Annotated in this window: 11 protein-coding genes, 1 pseudogene and 1 riboswitch; of the genes and pseudogenes, 4 read left to right on the top strand and 8 right to left on the bottom strand. The window is 59.7% G+C overall.

Annotation, left to right across the window (positions count from 1 at the left end):
* The 3 genes and pseudogenes from ACESMZ_RS15615 to ACESMZ_RS15605 all read right to left on the bottom strand — a co-directional run.
* A pseudogene (locus ACESMZ_RS15615) lies at positions 1–195 on the bottom strand (hypothetical protein); the annotation flags it as partial.
* Positions 179–1,090 (bottom strand): metal ABC transporter substrate-binding protein, encoded by a 912-nt coding sequence (locus ACESMZ_RS15610; protein WP_372972926.1) that lies wholly within the window; start codon positions 1,088–1,090, stop codon positions 179–181. The gene ACESMZ_RS15610 and the pseudogene ACESMZ_RS15615, both read right to left, overlap by 17 nt.
* Complete coding sequence (locus ACESMZ_RS15605) at positions 1,080–2,192, bottom strand: hypothetical protein (protein WP_372958674.1); 1,113 nt, start codon at positions 2,190–2,192, stop codon at positions 1,080–1,082. The genes ACESMZ_RS15610 and ACESMZ_RS15605 overlap by 11 nt, the downstream gene beginning before the upstream one ends.
* A 312-nt stretch (positions 2,193–2,504) precedes the next feature.
* Between ACESMZ_RS15605 and ACESMZ_RS15600 the strand changes: the two genes are divergently transcribed.
* Complete coding sequence (locus ACESMZ_RS15600) at positions 2,505–2,948, top strand: YqaA family protein (RefSeq protein WP_372958675.1); 444 nt, start codon at positions 2,505–2,507, stop codon at positions 2,946–2,948.
* On the opposite strand, the gene atzF is transcribed toward ACESMZ_RS15600, so the two are convergent.
* From atzF to ACESMZ_RS15580, 4 genes are all read right to left on the bottom strand, one after another.
* Positions 2,949–4,742 carry an allophanate hydrolase gene (gene atzF, locus ACESMZ_RS15595; protein WP_372958676.1) on the bottom strand — a complete coding sequence of 598 codons (1,794 nt, stop codon included), beginning with the start codon at positions 4,740–4,742 and terminating at the stop codon, positions 2,949–2,951.
* 10 nt (positions 4,743–4,752) lie between these two features.
* Entirely contained in the window at positions 4,753–5,538 is a 786-nt protein-coding gene (locus ACESMZ_RS15590) for an ABC transporter ATP-binding protein (protein WP_372958677.1), read from the bottom strand.
* A complete protein-coding gene (locus ACESMZ_RS15585) occupies positions 5,538–6,353 on the bottom strand; it encodes an ABC transporter permease (RefSeq protein ID WP_372958678.1) in 816 nt (271 codons plus the stop codon). The genes ACESMZ_RS15590 and ACESMZ_RS15585 overlap by 1 nt, the downstream gene beginning before the upstream one ends.
* A gap of 51 nt (positions 6,354–6,404) precedes the next feature.
* Positions 6,405–6,508: riboswitch (guanidine-I (ykkC/yxkD leader) on the bottom strand.
* Between the two features lie 224 nt (positions 6,509–6,732).
* Positions 6,733–7,776 (bottom strand): alpha/beta fold hydrolase, encoded by a 1,044-nt coding sequence (locus tag ACESMZ_RS15580; RefSeq protein ID WP_372958679.1) that lies wholly within the window; start codon positions 7,774–7,776, stop codon positions 6,733–6,735.
* A gap of 148 nt (positions 7,777–7,924) precedes the next feature.
* On the opposite strand from ACESMZ_RS15580, the gene glnT reads away from it, so the two are divergent.
* Complete coding sequence (glnT, locus tag ACESMZ_RS15575; protein ID WP_372958680.1) at positions 7,925–9,283, top strand: type III glutamate--ammonia ligase; 1,359 nt, start codon at positions 7,925–7,927, stop codon at positions 9,281–9,283.
* A 100-nt stretch (positions 9,284–9,383) separates the two neighbouring features.
* Here glnT and ACESMZ_RS15570 read toward each other — a convergent pair whose 3' ends face one another.
* Entirely contained in the window at positions 9,384–10,961 is a 1,578-nt protein-coding gene (locus ACESMZ_RS15570) for a methyl-accepting chemotaxis protein (RefSeq protein WP_372972925.1), read from the bottom strand.
* 584 nt (positions 10,962–11,545) lie between these two features.
* On the opposite strand from ACESMZ_RS15570, the gene ACESMZ_RS15565 reads away from it, so the two are divergent.
* Positions 11,546–13,150, top strand: coding sequence for a PAS domain-containing methyl-accepting chemotaxis protein (locus ACESMZ_RS15565; protein WP_372972924.1), 1,605 nt, complete (start codon positions 11,546–11,548; stop codon positions 13,148–13,150).
* A gap of 35 nt (positions 13,151–13,185) precedes the next feature.
* Entirely contained in the window at positions 13,186–16,851 is a 3,666-nt protein-coding gene (locus ACESMZ_RS15560; protein ID WP_372972923.1) for a PAS domain-containing protein, read from the top strand.
* Position 16,852 lies beyond the last annotated feature (1 nt).

Genomic DNA, 16,852 nt, shown 5'->3' with positions numbered 1-16,852 from the left:
CAGTCCCGTCAGCCTGTATTGCGGCATCACCATAACGCCTGCCAGCGATCCCAGGGCGGCCCACTGGGCAATGGCGAGATCCGCGAATACCATGCCCCGGGCCAGCACCCGGTGCCCCAGGGGCACCAGGCTCAGGGTGATAAGCAGCCCGGCGGAAAGCGGCGCCAGCAGCCACCAGCTATCGCTGCCGGTCATGACGGACCTCCGCCAGTCTCGTCATGATATGGCTGATCAGCCCTGACAGAGTGGCGGTATCGCCGTCATCGGTCACCGTGGCAGGCAACACCAGCACCGGTAGATCGGTCCGGCTGGCGAGCCAGCGCGCCGGCCGTTCATCCTGGTAGGTGGCCACCAGAATGGCATCGGCCCCGGTCAGTCGCTCATCGGCAAGTACCTGGCTGAGGTGCCCCGCGCTGGGCGGCAGGCCCGGTTTGGGTTCCAGGTCAATGCCCCGCTCCACGCCGAGCCAGCGCAACAGGTAGTCGAAGCTGGTGTGCTGGACCACCAGTTCAAGTCCCTGCAGTTCTGCGGCCTGTTGTCGCCACCGATCCCGATCCAGGTTCCACTGCACCCGCCATTGCAGATACCGTCGCCTTATATCCCGGGCCTGTTCCGGTGCGATTTCGGCCAGCCGTTGCGCCAGGGCCTCCGCCACCCGCGGCAGGGCCTCGGGGTCCAGGTGAACATGGGGGTCCCCTTCAGGATGGACGTCGCCCATGCTTCGGTCCACATGATCATGGGGCTGGTGCAGGTTCACCTGATCTGCAGCGTAGAACAGCCCGGGCTGGCCCGGGCGAATACTACGGTTGGCGGCCTTGCGCATCAGGGAGGGCAGCCAGCCGGCTTCCAGCGAGGCGCCGGTGCAGACAGCGAGGTCGGCCCGGCGCATGGCGGCGATCAGGCTGGGGCGGGCCTCCACGTAGTGGGGGTCCTGAGAGGCCGTGGTGGCGGTAGTGATCCTCGCATCCGGCGCCAATGCCCTGGCCAGATCGGCCCATTCCGGCTCGCAGGCAAAAATGGTCAGAGAGGCCTGGGCGGGCATTGCCAGTACAGCCAGTATCAGGCCCGCCAAGAGGTTCTTAATAGTCATGGGCACCGTGAGCTCCAAAGCTCATGACATACTGAAGTGTGAGCGTATTGTCAGCTTCCTCAAAGCCGTAGGCGTCCTGGAAAGTGTACTGCAGGCGCACTGTCGAGAAGTGGGAATGGGACCACGCCAGCATCACGTCAGTCTCTTCCAGCTCCTGGTCGTGGTAGTGATCGCCATGGGCTTCCTTGAGTTCGGCCTTGCCGTAACGCGCTCCGGCGGACCACTGGGGCGCAAACTGATAGACCGCCGAGGCGTACCAGCCCTTGTGGATATCGTCCGAGTGGCCATGGTCGTCCAGGTCGTCGGCATAGAGGTATTCCCCGCTCAGGGTCAGTTGCTGCTGGCGGGTATTACCCTGTGGCGACCATTTCCAGACCAGATCAGCGATATAGAGATTCTCGCCCGTGTAGGCGGCGCCATGAGCGTGGGCATGGTCGTGATCATCATGGTCATCGTGATCTTCCTCATGACCACCATGGGCCTGCCGGTTGCGCAGCCAGGACATCCCCGCCTGCCAGCTCTGTGAGTTGGAGATATCGCCCCCGAAACGGGTATTGAGGGTGTAGACGCCGATATCCTCCTCACCTTCGGTCAGCTTGTCGCCATCAAAGGCCTCGGCGCCCACCTGCCAGTAAAAAGGTGTCGGTATCAGCAGGTTTACGCGAACTCCGTCATCGAAGTAGTGACTGCCCAGCATGGCCCGATAGGGCACCGGCCGTTCCACAAAGTCATCCGTATGAAGGTGGCGGCTGTTGAGGTAACCCACCTGGGACAGGAAGCGGCCACCGCGCGCACTCAGGTTCCAGGGCAGGGCGGTGGTCTGAATGAACGCTTCTTCCAGCCCCAGTTCGGTTTCGCCGTCGTGATCATCCAGTACGGCGGTCAGACGACCCTCGAAAAGGTCATCAATCGGCGACGACAGCGATAGCTCGGTGTGACCGAGGCCAAAGCCTTCATCGCGATGGGACAGTGCAGTCGGATTCTGTTTGTAGTAACCATCCAGCACAACACCGATTTCGGGGTTGAGCTCATTGGCGAAGGTTGGGTGGAGCGGGATGGCGGACAGCAACAAAACACTGGTCGCTTGGGGCAGGGTTTTCATAATCAGTCCTTGTCTGTTTGTTAGGCGTTTAATTGAACGTTATAACGTTACGTATAGTGGGCGCACGGTGGTTGACGGTATTGCGATCAAGAACGAAACACCCTGACTGTCGGCCGGGCACCGCCGGTTTCGGACTTTGATAGCTCATGGATGCCGTTCAGGGAGAGAATGTTATGTTATAACGTAATAAATTTGAACCCCGGGTAGCCTGTAAATGTCGGTTACCGGGCAAGGGTCTGAAATGAACCCATGCGGGGACCCAGCCTTGGTCAAAAGTGGTAGGGTAATGGCTTTTCCCAGCCGGGGTCCCGCATGGCACAACTGCTTGCCTACGCCAGTCTGTTCTTCGCCGCATTCGCGGCAGCCACCTTTTTCCCCTTTCAGTCGGAAGCGCTGCTGGTAGGCTTGCTGGCGGCGGATGCCTATTCAATTACCCTGCTGCTGCTTGTTGCAACGGCGGGTAATGTGCTGGGTTCGGTGGTGAACTGGTACCTGGGGCTGTACATCGAGAAGTTCCGTGACAGGCGCTGGTTTCCGTTCAAGCCGCAGAGTCTGGAGAAAGCCCAGCGGCACTATCACCGCTGGGGGCGCTGGAGTTTGTTGATGAGTTGGGCGCCGTTCATCGGTGATCCGCTGACCCTGATCGCGGGCATCATGCGGGAGCCGTTTCGCAGCTTTGTACTGATTGTCACCATTGCCAAGTTCGGGCGTTATGTGGTGACCGCGCTGCTGACATTTGGCTGGCTGAGCCTGTAATTATCGGGACGCCAGAAACCCTCGCCAGCCACCCAGGTGGGTAATCTCCTCCGCCCCTTCCAGGCCGACAGGCTCGCAGATAAAGCCGGGCACCCAGCGGCCGTCAGCCAGCTCTACCTTGCCGATACCCAGCGGTGCCGGAATGCCGGCCACAAAGCTGCCGAACCGGTCCGCCGGTACCCGCCAGATTTCCACCGGTACGCCGGTACCGTCTTTCTCATCCCGGATCAGTCCTGGACGTAGTGGCGGGCCACCGGCCAGCAGGTACATCCGATAGGCGCTGGCGGTTTCGGTGGTTTCCACCAGAGCAGCGTTACGTTCGGTAAGCTGATGGTTCAGGGGCAGGCCGGACAGGTGGGCCCCGCAGACCAGTACGTCGATGGTGCCTTCGGCCGCATCCAGTGCCGGGCTGTTGAGTGGTTCCCCCAGCGCTCCGATGGTTCCGGTGGCCAGTGGATGCAGGCGACTGGCGAGGGCCAGCAGGGCCTCGTCCTGGAAGGCCGGGGCAAACAGCGTACAACCCAGGGGCAGGCCGTTGTCCAGGAAACCGGAAGGCACCGCAACCGCACTGAAGTCCAGCAGGTTCATGAAGTTGGTGTAGGTGCCCAGGCTGCTGTTCAGGGCGACCGGGTCGGCCTCGACCTGGGCCCGGGTGTAAATGGTGGGTGTGGTGGGGGTGACCATGACGTCCACCTGGCCCCAGACCTGGTCGGCCTGGCGTTTCAGGGCCTGAAGCCGGTAACGGGCGGCAAAGGCGTCCCTGGCACTGCCATTGGCTCCCTGACGGATAATGTCCCGGGTCACTGGCAGAAGCGCTTCCGGGTGGTCCTCGATCAGCGGGCTGGTGGCAAGGTAACGTTCCGCCACCCAGGGTCCTTCGTAGAGCAGCCTTGCTGCATCCAGGAAGGGCTGGAAGTCCACCTCTACCCGCTCACCACCGAGACTTTCAAGGTGTTTGATGGAGCGGGCGAAGAGAGCCCTTGCACCCTCGTCGCCATCGAAATCCAGCTGATGCTCCAGGGGAACGCCAAAGCGGAATGCGTCCGCTACCGGCCGTCGTCCTTCCGGTGCCGGGCGTTGCCAGGGGTCCTCTGGATCGCTGGCGGAGGCCACCGCCAGTACGGTCTGCGCCTGTGACGCGGAGCGGGCGAAGACGGATACACAGTCCAGGCTCTGGCAGGCCGGCACTACGCCACGAACACTGAGCCGCCCCAGGGTCGGTTTCAGGCCGATCAGGTTGTTGAAAGCCGCGGGCACCCGGCCGGAACCGGCAGTATCAGTGCCCAGGGCAAAGCTCACCAGGCCGAGGGCCGTGGCCACGGCGGAACCGGAAGAAGAACCACCGGAGATATAGTCCGGGTCGAAACTGTTGCGGCAGGCCCCCCAGGGGTCCGGGGAGCGGGTACCCACCAACCCGGTGGCAAACTGGTCCAGGTTGGTCTTGCCAATGGGAATGGCGCCCGCCTCCACCAGCCTTTTAACCACGGCAGCGTGACGCTCCGGCTGATAGCGGAAGGTTTCACAGGCGGCGGTAGTGGGCATGCCCGCCACATCGATGTTGTCCTTCACGGCAAAGGGAATGCCATACAGCGGCAGCTCATCGGGACTCGCCCCGGCCAGTCGCTCCAGGTAGGGGGCCAGCTCCTGTTCACTGGCCAGGTGGATCCAGAGGTTGCGGTCACTGTATTCGGCGGCACGTTCCAGCGATTGGGACAGAACGGCGGCGGGGGTCAGGTCACCGCTGCGGTAGGCCTGCAGCAGGGCCGGGATATCGAGGTTGATGGTGGTGGTCATCGTGCGAGCCTCATGCAGACAGGGCCCGTGCCGTTTCCGACACGGAGGTTTCGATGGATTCATAGAGCTGCCGGTCATTCTGGCCGATGGGCAGGTCATAGGTGATGGTGGCGCCATAGGCTTCCGCCTGCTGGGGATCATTGCGGACCTTGTCGAACACCAGCAGGCGAGTGCCAAGATAGAAGCCTTCGTGCAGGTCGTGGGTGACCATGAAGATGGTGGTGCCCGTTTCCCGCCACAGCTTGAGGATCAGCTCGTGCATGTCACCGCGGATGCCCGGGTCCAGGGCGCCGAAGGGTTCGTCCAGCAGCAGTACCCTGGGGCGCATGATGAATGACTGGGCAATGGCCAGTCGCTGCTGCATCCCCCCGGAGAGTTCATGGGGCCACTTGTTGGCGGCGTGGGCGAGGCCGACGGACTCGATCATCTCGTCCACCCTGGCCAGCGCTTCCTTCCGGGCCTTGCCGAACAGCTTGCCAAGGAACGGCTTCTGCTCCAGTTCCAGGCCCATGAGTACGTTCTGACGTACCGTCAGGTGGGGGAACACGGAGTAACGCTGGAACACGATGCCCCGGTTGCGGTCCGGCTCGCCGGGAAAGGTGTCGCCCTCAAGCTGAAGGTCACCCCGTGTGGGCTGTTCCTGCCCCAGTAACATCTTCAGGAAGGTGGACTTGCCGCAGCCGGAGGCTCCCACCAGGGTGCAGAATTCGCCCTGCTCAACGGTCAGGTTGAGGTTTTCCAGGACCACGGTCTTGCCGTATTCCTTCCACAGTTTATTGACGGTGATAAAACTCATCAGTGGCCTCCGGCGTTGTACCAGGGGAACAGCCGGCGGTTGGCCAGCCGGAGCAGCTGGTCGATGACGATGGCCAGCAGCGTAATCCACAGCACGTAGGGGATGATCACATCCATCGCCAGGTAGCGACGAACCAGGAAAATGCGGTAGCCCAGGCCCTGTTCAGAGGCAATAGCCTCGGCGGCAATGAGAAACAGCCAGGCCGGGCCCAGGCTCAGGCGCACCGCATCAATCAGTCGTGGCAGCACCTGGGGCAGGGCCATACGGGTCACCACCTGCCAGCTGTTGGCCCCCAGGGTCTGGATCTTGATGAGCTGCTCCTGGGGTAGCTCCCGCACCCGCTGGGCCACGTCCCGCATCATGATGGGGGCGGTACCGATGACGATCAGCATCACCTTGGACAGTTCGCCCAGGCCAAACACGATGAACAGGATAGGCAGTATTGCCAGTGGGGGAATCATCGAAAGCGCCGACACCAGTGGCGCCATACCGGCCCTGACCACCGGCAGGATGCCGTTAAGCAGCCCCACCACCAGTGCCAGCGAGGCGGCAACGCCCACGCCAATCCCCAGTCGCTGCAGGCTGGCAGCGGTGTCCTGCCACATCAGGTACTCGCCGCTGCGGCGGTCTTCCTCGAACGCCATGCGGTTGACGGCACTGGTCATCTGTTCGAGGCCGGGCAGCAACTTGTCGTTGGGATTGTTCGCCAGTCGTTCCTGGGAGGCGGCGCCGTATAGCAGCACGATGAGCAGGAAGGGCAAGAGCCCGAGGAACAGGGCCGTGGTCCGGGCCGGGTGGCGGTTGATCAGTCGCATCAAGGGTCTCCTCTGTGCAGCAACACGGCAGCGGAATCGCTGTGGTCTTCGATCTCCCGGGCTTTTGTCCCGCCGTGTAACCTCGCAGAGGTCGGTCACTCTCGGACCAGTCATCCAGGGCTATGCCCTGAACCGGAACCCTAGTCACCTATTGGTCAGCCTGTAAATCCGCATCCCTGAGTTGCGGGTGTTGCTGTGACTGGATCTGTGTGTCGTTATGGGGAGAATTTGCACGGCCCGTGCCAGACCGCGAATAAACTATCAATACATTGATTTATCAAGATTTTTGGAAGTTTACCGCGAGATTCCGGTTATGGCTTCAGCTCTGCTTGCACTGAATTGGTGCGCCCAATGACCTGCGCTGCCCCCCGGGAGGGCGCTAATCGCAGCCACTCTGCCCCGATTCGGACAGCACGTCCGACATGGCGCGAAACATTTGCGCCATCACGGCGGGGTTACGTCCCGGTCCACCTGCAATGTGCCCCCAGTCTGACTCGATCACCTCCAGCCTGGCACCAGGCATCAACGCTGCCTCCCGGCGGGCATCCTCCACGGTGAAATACAGGTCGGTGCGGCAGGGAAGAAGATGTGCTGGCATGCTGATCCGGGAGAGCGCCCGGGGCAGGTCGTCACGATTGCCGGGGAACTGGCCAACGGAGCCACGCTGCCAGACATCAAGGACCGACAGCAGGTCATTGGCATCCTGGGCGAGATGGTCCTGTTCCCAGAACTGCAGCAGCGCTTCGATGGATTCGAACCCCAGTGCCCTGTACCCGCGGTTGCGGAAGAATGCCTGGGAGTAGGCCCAGCCGGCATAGACCCGGGCGAAGGCCCTCAGCCCGGCTTCCGGCGGCTGGTTATAGCGGCCTTCCTTAAAGGCCGGGTCCGCTTGCAGGGCTGCCCTGACCCCCTCCAGGAACAGCCAGTTGTGGGGCGAACATTGTGCTGTGCAGCAGCTGGCCACCACTGCCCGCACCCGGTCCGGCCAGGCCGCCGCCCACTGCAGGGCCTGCATACCACCCATGGACCAGCCCGCCACCAGTGCCAGGGAAGCGCCGCCGAAAACGTCATCCACCAGTCGTTTCTGCAGCGCGATATTGTCGTACAGGTTCAGCTGAGGGAAGCCTGCGCCGCCCTGGTCACCGGTGGTGTTGGAAGGCGAGGAGGACTCGCCCGCGCCCAGCATGGCCGGGATCACAATACAGTAGCGTTCCGGGTCCAAAGGGCTGCCGCCGTCCAGCAGCGGGTAGTTTCCCGTTGCTGCACCACCATAGTACGTGGGCAGCAGAACAAGGTTGTCTTTTGGTGCGTTGAGGGTGCCGATCTGATGGTAGACCAGGCGGGCATCCCTGAGCGTTCCGCCCTGTGACAGCGCCAGGTTAGATACCCTGAATTCATTGATTTGCCACGATTTATCGCTCATGTCCGGATTCCTCTAAAAGCGTTTCTGGTGGTACGCCGATCCATTTACATACATGCTGGCATGTAAGTTGAATGGAAAGTCCGTGCCAGATTCCAGCGGCGCCGGAACCCCGGTGCCAGACCAACACAACGGACCACAGGACATGACCATGTCAGACACCATGACCACCCAGACCCTCAAACAACAACTGGCGGACGCCGGCGTGAAGTACGCCATATCCAGCTACGTGGACATCCACGGCATCAGTAAGGGGAAATTTGTCCCCATCGCCCACCTGGGCCAGATGATGGAAGGCTCGGAGCTCTATACCGGCGCAGCACTGGACGGCGTGCCCCAGGACATCTCCGACGACGAAGTGGCCGCCATGCCGGATTCCGCCGGTGTTGCCATCTGCCCCTGGAACCGCCAGCTGGCCTGGTTCCCGGGCAACCTGTATCTCAATGGGGAGCCATTCGAGGCCTGCTCCAGGAACATCTTCCGTCGCCAGCTCGATGCCGCGGCGGACATGGGCTATCGCTTCAACCTGGGTATCGAAACCGAGTTCTTCCTGTTCCGGGATACCGAAGACGGCGGCTTTGCTCCGGTGAGCGAGCGGGATACCGCCGGCAAGCCGTGCTATGACCCCCGCACCATGATGGACAACCTGTCGATCATGGACGAGATCGTGGAGGCCATGAACGAACTGGGCTGGGATGTGTATTCGTTCGACCATGAGGATGCCAACGGCCAGTTCGAAACCGATTTCCGGTACGCCGACGGCCTGACCATGGCGGACCGGTTCGTGTTCTTCCGCATGATGGCCAACGAGATTGCCCGCAAGCACGGCGCCTTTGCCAGCTTCATGCCCAAGCCCTTCGCCGATCGTACCGGCAGCGGTGCCCACTACAACATGTCGCTGGCGGACCTGAAGACCGGAGAAAACCTGTTCGAAGCCAATGGCAATGACGCCCACGGTTGCGGCATCAGCAAGCTGGCCTACCACTTCATCGCCGGTGTACTGAGGCACGCCGGGGCCATCAGTGCGGTGATTGCGCCGACGGTCAACAGCTACAAGCGCCTGGTGCGCCAGGGCAGCATGTCCGGTTCCACCTGGGCGCCGGTCTTCCAGTGCTACGGCTCCAACAACCGCACCAATATGATCCGCATTCCCGGCGTCGGTGGCCGTATCGAGTGCCGGGCCGCTGATATCGCCTGTAATCCTTATCTGGGCAGTGCCCTGATGCTGGCGGCGGGCCTGGAAGGCATTCGTGAACAACTGGACCCCGGCACCCCCCACCACGAAAACATGTACAACTACAGCGACGCCGAGATCGCTGCCCAGGGCATCGAATACCTGCCCCGCAACCTGGGCGAGGCGGTGGAAGCCTTTGAGGCAGATCCCCTGTCAAAGGCGGTATTCGGCGAAGCCATGTTCAACAGCTTTGTGCAGTACAAGCGGGGCGAGTGGGAAAGCTACCAGAACCATGTGTCGTCCTGGGAGGTGGAGCGTTATCTGAAGATGTTCTGAAAACGCTGTAGTCGGCAGAATCCTCTTGAACCATTCTGCCAGGAAGTCGATCTGCCCGGAAAACTGGCGCGGTATGGAGGCGCCGGTTTTCCGGATAGAGTCAGACCCGGAAGCGGGCTACTTGTGAATTGAGGCCTTCTGCAAGCCGGGCAAGCTCCTGACTGGCTGCAGACACCTGTTCTGTGGAGGCGGCTGACTGGTCACCGACATCGCGAATCACGGTAATGTTCTGATTGATATCTTCCGCCACCGAACTCTGCTCTTCAGCAGCTGTCGCTATCTGGCTGTTGTATTGGCGAATTTCCTCAACACTCTGGGCCATTTCTTCAATAACCGTACCTGCCAGCTGCGCCCTCTCAAGCGTCTGTTCCGCCAGTCTGTTGCCGGCCTCCATGCTGTCAACGGACGTTTCCGCGCTGGTGACCAGGTTGCTGATAAGGCTTTCAATCTCGGTTGCCGAACTCTGGGTACGCTGGGCCAGTGAGCGTACCTCGTCCGCCACCACGGCAAAACCACGTCCCTGGTCACCGGCACGGGCGGCCTCAATGGCGGCGTTCAGCGCCAGCAGGTTGGTTTGCTCAGCGACGGATTTGATGACGTCCAGAACGGTACCGATATTATTGGTTTCTGCCTGCAGGCCCTGAAGCTGTGTCATCACAGTGGCACTTTGCCTGGTGAGTTCCTCGACGAATTCCAGGGTCTCGCGGACCGCTTTCTCGCCATTACCGGATTTCTCGCTGGCCTGGTTGGCAGCCTCGAAAGCTGCTTCGGCACTTTTGGCTACTTCATTGACGGTCGCAACCATCTCGTTCATGGCAGTGGCAACCTGATCTGTCTGCGACTGCTGTTCGGCAACGCCCTGACTGGTCTGATTGGTTACGGTAGAAAGCTCCTCCGAAGACGAGGCAATGCTGGACGATCCGGTTTCGATTTCGCGGATCAGCTCCCTCAGGCTGGTAATCATGGTGGAGAAAGCAGCAAGCAACTGACCGAACTCATCCCCGCGTTGGCTCTGAACCTGAATCGTCAGATCGCCGGAAGCCACCTTGTTGGCAACCTCGACGGCTTCATTGATGGGCCGGGTGATCGACCTGGTCAGTATCCACGACAGGATAATGGCAAGCAGAAACGCAACCATGGTCACAACGATGATCTCTGCGACGACAAAGTCATACCGTTCCTGTAGCTGGGATTGCTCGCGTTCTTTCAGTTCCTCCATCATGCCAACAGTGCTGGTTGCCGTTGTGTAGAGTTCTTCTTCAATTAATGCTGCGCGCTCGGATTGTCCAGAGCTTATCGAGGCATATTGCTCCAGAAGCGCCTCATAGGAGCTGACACCATCGAGAATCTGTTCTGCATGTTGTCTATCCGTGCTACCTGTGGCGTTCATTTCAATCATGGAGGCCAGTGCTTGCTTGGCTATATCGACATACTCTATAGCGCTATCAAGATATTGTTTTTCTTGACTTATCGTAAAGTTCCGCTCATCCCGCTCTGCCTCAAGAAGGGCGATCTCAGCAGCGTTGGCCTCTCTTACAATGGTGACGCCGCGACTGTAGTCGTCGAGTGAAGAAACACTGACCGTGGATATGATGATCAGGAGCAGGAGAAGGATTCCAAAACTTGCAGCCAGCTTTTTTCCGACAGCCAGGTTTGCCAAGTAGGTTCTTAACAGCATCTTCTGAGTCCTCAAGCTTTTCAGGAATAGTGTTGTTGAGCACTGGACTCCCAATCGGGTCAACTAAGGAGACCTGAGATCATTATTTGTTCCGATCCACAGGTTCAATCCGCCTACCCATTTCAATTTTTGTCATGGTTTATGGATTCTGCGCAGACCTGCTGATAAAAATGGATATCACTTGTCCGGACGATCTCCCCAATATATACGTATTTTTAGTGTCCTGGGCTTTTAATGGATAGATATCTATTTATTAACTTTAAGATACTGATTTTTCGATTTTTTTATTTTTGAGGGTGTATTTATTTGCAAAAAATGGATACTCAGTTTGTGATATTTTCAATTATTGGATAGCTGGTTGTTTTTTAGTCTTTTAGCCGTTTTGTGCAAAGTAGCATTTGTTAGTGTCCGTTTTTTGAAAAAATTATCCGTATTGTTATTTTTTATATAATTAAAACAAAGCGTTATATGAGGGTGATCCGTTTGCATGGCCACCGGATCTCTATAATGGCATCCAGGAAAGACGCCGCTCCGTACAATGCAGCTATAAGTATCTAAACAATATTTCTTTGGAAAAAGCAGCCATGCGCGTTAATACCCCTGTTACGAATCGTAGTGTCCCTGTCGACCCCGACGCGAACATACTGTCCACGACAAATCCCAAGGGCCAGATTACTCATATTAACGATGAGTTCGTCGCAATAAGTGGCTTCACCCGGGAAGAGCTGATCGGTCAGCCCCACAACATCATCCGCCATCCGGACATGCCGAGGGCGGCTTATGAAGAGATGTGGGCGAGGTTGCGCAATGGCGAAACCTGGCTGGGCGCCGTCAAGAACCGATGCAAGAACGGCGACCATTACTGGGTCCGTGCCTACGCTATCCCGGTGCTTGGCAAGGATGGTGAGGTGGTCGAGTTGCAGTCCATCCGATCCCGGCTGGAACCGGCAGCCCAGGCCCGGGCGGAGAAGCTTTACGCGAGCCTCAGCAAGAGCCAGCCGAGTAAAGGTCCCGTCGAGAGGGCCAGCCTGCGACGTGGCCTGTCCCTGCACAGCAAGCTTATGCTTGCCATGGTTCTGATCATTGCGGTCACCACGACCGTGCAGTTGCTGATGCCATCGGCCCTGGTCATCGCCTTTTCAGGGGGCATCGCTGTGGCAGCCTCCCTGTTGGTTCTCTGGTGGCTAACCGGATCCTTCCGTCAGTGCGTTCGCCGGGCCCGGTCGGTTATTGACGACACGGTGGCCGAACACATCTTCACCGGCCGGGTCGACGATATTGGCAGTCTCGACCTGGCCATCACCCAGCAATCCGCCGAACTCGATGCCGTGGTCAAACGCATGCATGACGTCATCGGCAAGCTCGATGGTGGCGCAGCGCACACAATCAGCCGCAGTACCGACGCCCACTCCGCCGTGCAGCAGCAGGCGACAGCGACAGACACCATTGCTTCCGCCAGTGAACAGATGTCAGTGACCTCCCGTGAAGTTGCCAGCAACGCCATGAGCATGCTCGAGCAAGTTCGACTCGCATCGGAGCGCGTTGTAAAGGGACGGGAGCTTACCCAGGAAACCCGCAACAGCATGGGAGCCTTGTCCACGGAACTGGCCCAGGCTTCCTCTGCAGTGGGCAATCTCACGGAAGCCAGCCGTGGGGTAACCGAGGCGCTGGAAGTGATTGGAGAAATCACCGAGCAGACCAACCTGCTGGCACTGAATGCCTCTATCGAGGCCGCCCGTGCCGGCGATGCGGGCCGGGGGTTCGCCGTCGTGGCGGATGAGGTCCGGAGCCTGGCTCTGAGAACCAAATCGTCTACCGAACAGATCGACCAGACGCTGAAACAGTTCCGTCAGACCGTAGCCGACGCGACCAGCGCGATGGACCGTTGCGATCACCATGCCAGACAGACAGTGGAGAACGCGGTGAGCTCGGACCGCACTCTCGAGGAACTGGTGGAAAATATCGACCATATCTCCGAGGCCTGTAACGGCACTTCGGCGGCGGCGGAACAGCAACATAATGCCTCGTCTGAAATCTCCGGAAAGATTGTCAGCATCAATGAGCTGGGCGATTCTGCCATGCGCCTGGTGCAGGAGGCCCAGCATGCTACATCAGAGCTCAAGCAGCAGATCGGGGATGTGGCCCGACTGATTGTACGGCTCCGGGAGCGTGGTCGACTCTCACGCTAGCGAGTCGCAGGAAGCATATCGCATGGGACGTCCTGATGATTGAGATTGCCGTTGTTGGTGACAAGAACACGGAGCAGTGGCTGGCACGCCAGGAAGCAAAGCTTGGTGCCGAAGGCCTGTGCTGCCGGTTTACGCCCGTTGAAACGGGTGCACCGGATCAGTCGGTCACGGATTTGTGGCTGGTTGATGTAGACGGACTGGCGCCCGACGGACTAGTCACTATCGGAAATCTGGTCGGGAACAGGCCGTGGGTGGCCATGGCCAAGGCGTTTTCACTGGAGACCGCGCGGTCCGCAATAGAACTGAGCGCCTTCCGGTGCATTGGCAAGCCCGTGACACCCCGGGTCCTCAGAGAGGTGGTTAGCGAGCTGGGAATCGGTATGGCGCCACCCCGTGCGATGGTAACGGTGGTGGAAGACCGGGAAGGGGTTTTCCGACAAATGGAAGATGGCCTGAGTGGTTCAGGCCTGGTGACAGACCGGCTTGACGGTATTGAGACAGGTATTCTGACGCTGAGCAAAGACCCGCCTGACGCGATCGTTCTGAGTCACTACCCGGAAGACGTCTCGCTCCGGTCAGCCATTAGTCTGCTGCGGGCCTTTCCCGAACTCAGCCACATCCCTTTTTTTGCGCTCAGGGGTGGCCTGCGGCAGGGAGAGCTTCTGGATGCCCTCAGTGGCGTGCCGGACCTGGTTTTTGTCGCTGACCCGGAGGGCCTGGCCACAGCGGTAATGACGCGGTTGCGCCAGCATTCCGCAGTGGATTCGCCCCGGCACAGACTCTATGAACGGATTCATGATTATGAACAGGAACGCCGGGCGCTAAACCTGCACGCGATCATCAGCAAAACCGACCGTGCCGGTTACATCACTGAAGTGAACGACCGGTTCTGCCAGATTAGCGGCTACACCGCTGACGAGCTGATCGGACAGAACCACCGTATTATCAAGTCCGGATACCATCCTCCCGGTTTCTACCGGGAGCTCTGGTCGACCATCGCCGGTGGAGACGTCTGGCAGGGGGAAATCTGCAATCAGGCCCGGGACGGTTCACTCTACTGGGTGTCCTCCACCATTGTCCCGTTTTTGGACGCCTCTGGCCGGCCCTACCAGTACGTTGCCATCCGCAAGGATATTACCCATGTCAAACAGGCCGAGTCACTGATCAGCGAGCAGGGGGAGCTGGCGGCGCATCTCGGCAAAGCGGGCGCACAGTTGCTGGATGTTGGCTGGCGTGACGGAGCAAAGGGCCTGCGCGCTGCCCTGGCGCCGTTGTGCCTTGCACTGCGGACCACGGCGATCTCCCTGGATCTGAGTGAAGACTATCCTTTCGTCCGTTACTGGAGCCGATCCTTCGAGCAGCAGGAGCGGTTGCCCGCTCTTTGGATCCGGGCCGCCGACTCTGAACAGGGGGAGGTGGCACCGGGACCAGAGGCCCTGTCGATTCCGTTGATGACGGACGGGGTTCCCGCGGGCAGGGTTTCGTTGCATGGTTGCCCCAATGGTATGGCAGAGACCTTCTCGCAGCGAGGACTGGTCAGGCTACTGGCCAATATTGTGATGGGTGCATTCACCCGATGGCAGCGGGAGTTCGAATTCGAACAGGGACGTGAGCGCCTTCGCATCGCGCAGAAATATTCCGGGATAGGCACCTGGGAGTGGAACATAGAAACCGGAGACCTGTACTGGACCGAGCAGATTCCCGTGTTATTCGGTTACCCCGAAGGCGCCCTGGAGACTTCCTACGAGAACTTCATGGCAGCTGTGCATCCGGAAGACCGGGCCTCGGTGGAGCAAGCCATCCGCAATACCATTGAGGAAGACCGGCCCTATCGCATCGAGCACCGAGTGGTATGGCCGGACGACACCATTCGCTGGTTGCTGGAAACCGGTGACATCACCCGGGATGAGACTGGCAGGGCAGTGCGGATGCTCGGCGTGGTTCAGGACGTGACCGAGATGCGGGAAGCGGATCTGAGGCTGGAGCGTCAGGCCCGGCTGCTGAACATGCTCCACGACTCCCTCACCGCGTTCGTCCTCGAAGGTCGTTTCCGGACGACCCTGGATACCATGCTCAATAACCTGATCGCACTGACCGGCAGCGAGTTCGGTTATCTGGCGGAAGTGCTCTATGACCACGGGGAAAAGCCCTATCTCCGGGTGCAGTCCATTACGGACATCAGCTGGGATGAGTCGTCCTCCGAAATGCTGAGTCGGGTGGGTACAGACCGTTTCGAGTTCCGGCAGCTGGACAACCTGCTGGGCGCCTGTATCCGTGAGCGAAAACCCGTGGTGATTGACCCGTCGATGCCGGGTGTCTCCTTCGATCGCCTCCCCCCCGGACATCCGGAGGTCCGGACCTTTCTGAGCGTGCCCATCTTCATCGGTCCCGAGCTGGTGGGCACCTTCGCCCTGGCGAATCGTGAGGAAGGTTACGATAACGCCCTCATCGAATTCCTGCGACCGTTTTCGGCGACCTACGGCGTCATTATCAATTCCCAGCGCATGCTGGATATGGAAGAGATCAATCGAAAGAACCTGATCCGTGCCAAGCACAGGGCCGACCAGGCCAACCGTGCCAAGTCCGAGTTTCTGTCCAGCATGAGCCATGAACTGCGGACACCCCTGAACGCCATTCTGGGTTTTGGTCAGCTGCTGGAAATGGATGCGGACCTGGACGATGAGCAAGGGGACAACGTAAAGGAGATTCTGAATGCCAGCCGGCACCTGCTCACGCTGATCAACGAGGTGCTGGACCTGGCGAAGATCGAGTCCGGCCGGCTGGACCTGTCCCTGGAAGTGATTTCCCTGCCGGAACTGATTGATGAAACCCTGACGCTGGTCCGTCACTCCGCCACTGCCAGGGGGATCAAGTTGCAGGCCGAGGACACGGGAGCCCTTCGGGTTAGCGCTGACTGGACACGTCTCAAGCAGGCACTGCTGAATCTCCTCTCCAACGCTATCAAGTACAACCGGGACCAGGGAGAGGTGGTGATCTCTGCCCGGGAATACGGCGACGGCTGGGTTGATATCCGGGTATCGGACACAGGTCCGGGAATCGAATCTTCCCGGATACCGGAGCTTTTCCAGCCGTTCAACCGGCTGGGGGCCGAGCTAAGTCACATTGAAGGCACCGGTATCGGGCTGGCGCTGACCCAGCGGCTGGTTGAGCTGATGGGGGGAAGTGTCGGCGTGGAAAGCCGTATGGGGGAGGGGTCCACGTTCTGGTTACGGCTGCCTTCCGGAGACGGGCTCAGCACCGGGAATACCAGCGGCTCTCCGGTGGTTCAACCGCACGGGAGTTCATCAGAGACCAATGAGAGCATGCCGGATGACGCGAGGACTGTGCTTTATATCGAGGACAACCCCGCAAACCTCAAGCTGGTAGCCCGCATTCTTCAGCGCTACCCCGGTGCACGGTTGCTCACCACCGCCAGCGGCGCCGAGGGCATTACGATAGCGCGTGCCGAGAAGCCCGACCTTGTGCTGCTCGATATCAACCTGCCAGACACGGACGGCTACAGCATCCTCCGCACCCTGAAGGACGACAATCACACGGCCGCCATTCCGGTGATCGCTGTGACCGCCAATGCCATGCATAACGAGGTACGTCGCGGTCGCGAGGCGGGCTTTGACGATTATTTGACCAAGCCAGTCAGCGTGGAAGGACTACTGGCTACGCTGGAACACTATCTGAGGTAAT

The sequence above is a fragment of the Marinobacter sp. genome, from assembly GCF_041690615.1.
Lineage (GTDB): Bacteria > Pseudomonadota > Gammaproteobacteria > Pseudomonadales > Oleiphilaceae > Marinobacter.
Note: the sequence above shows the minus strand (reverse complement) of the source record. Positions and strands in the feature narration are given on the sequence as shown.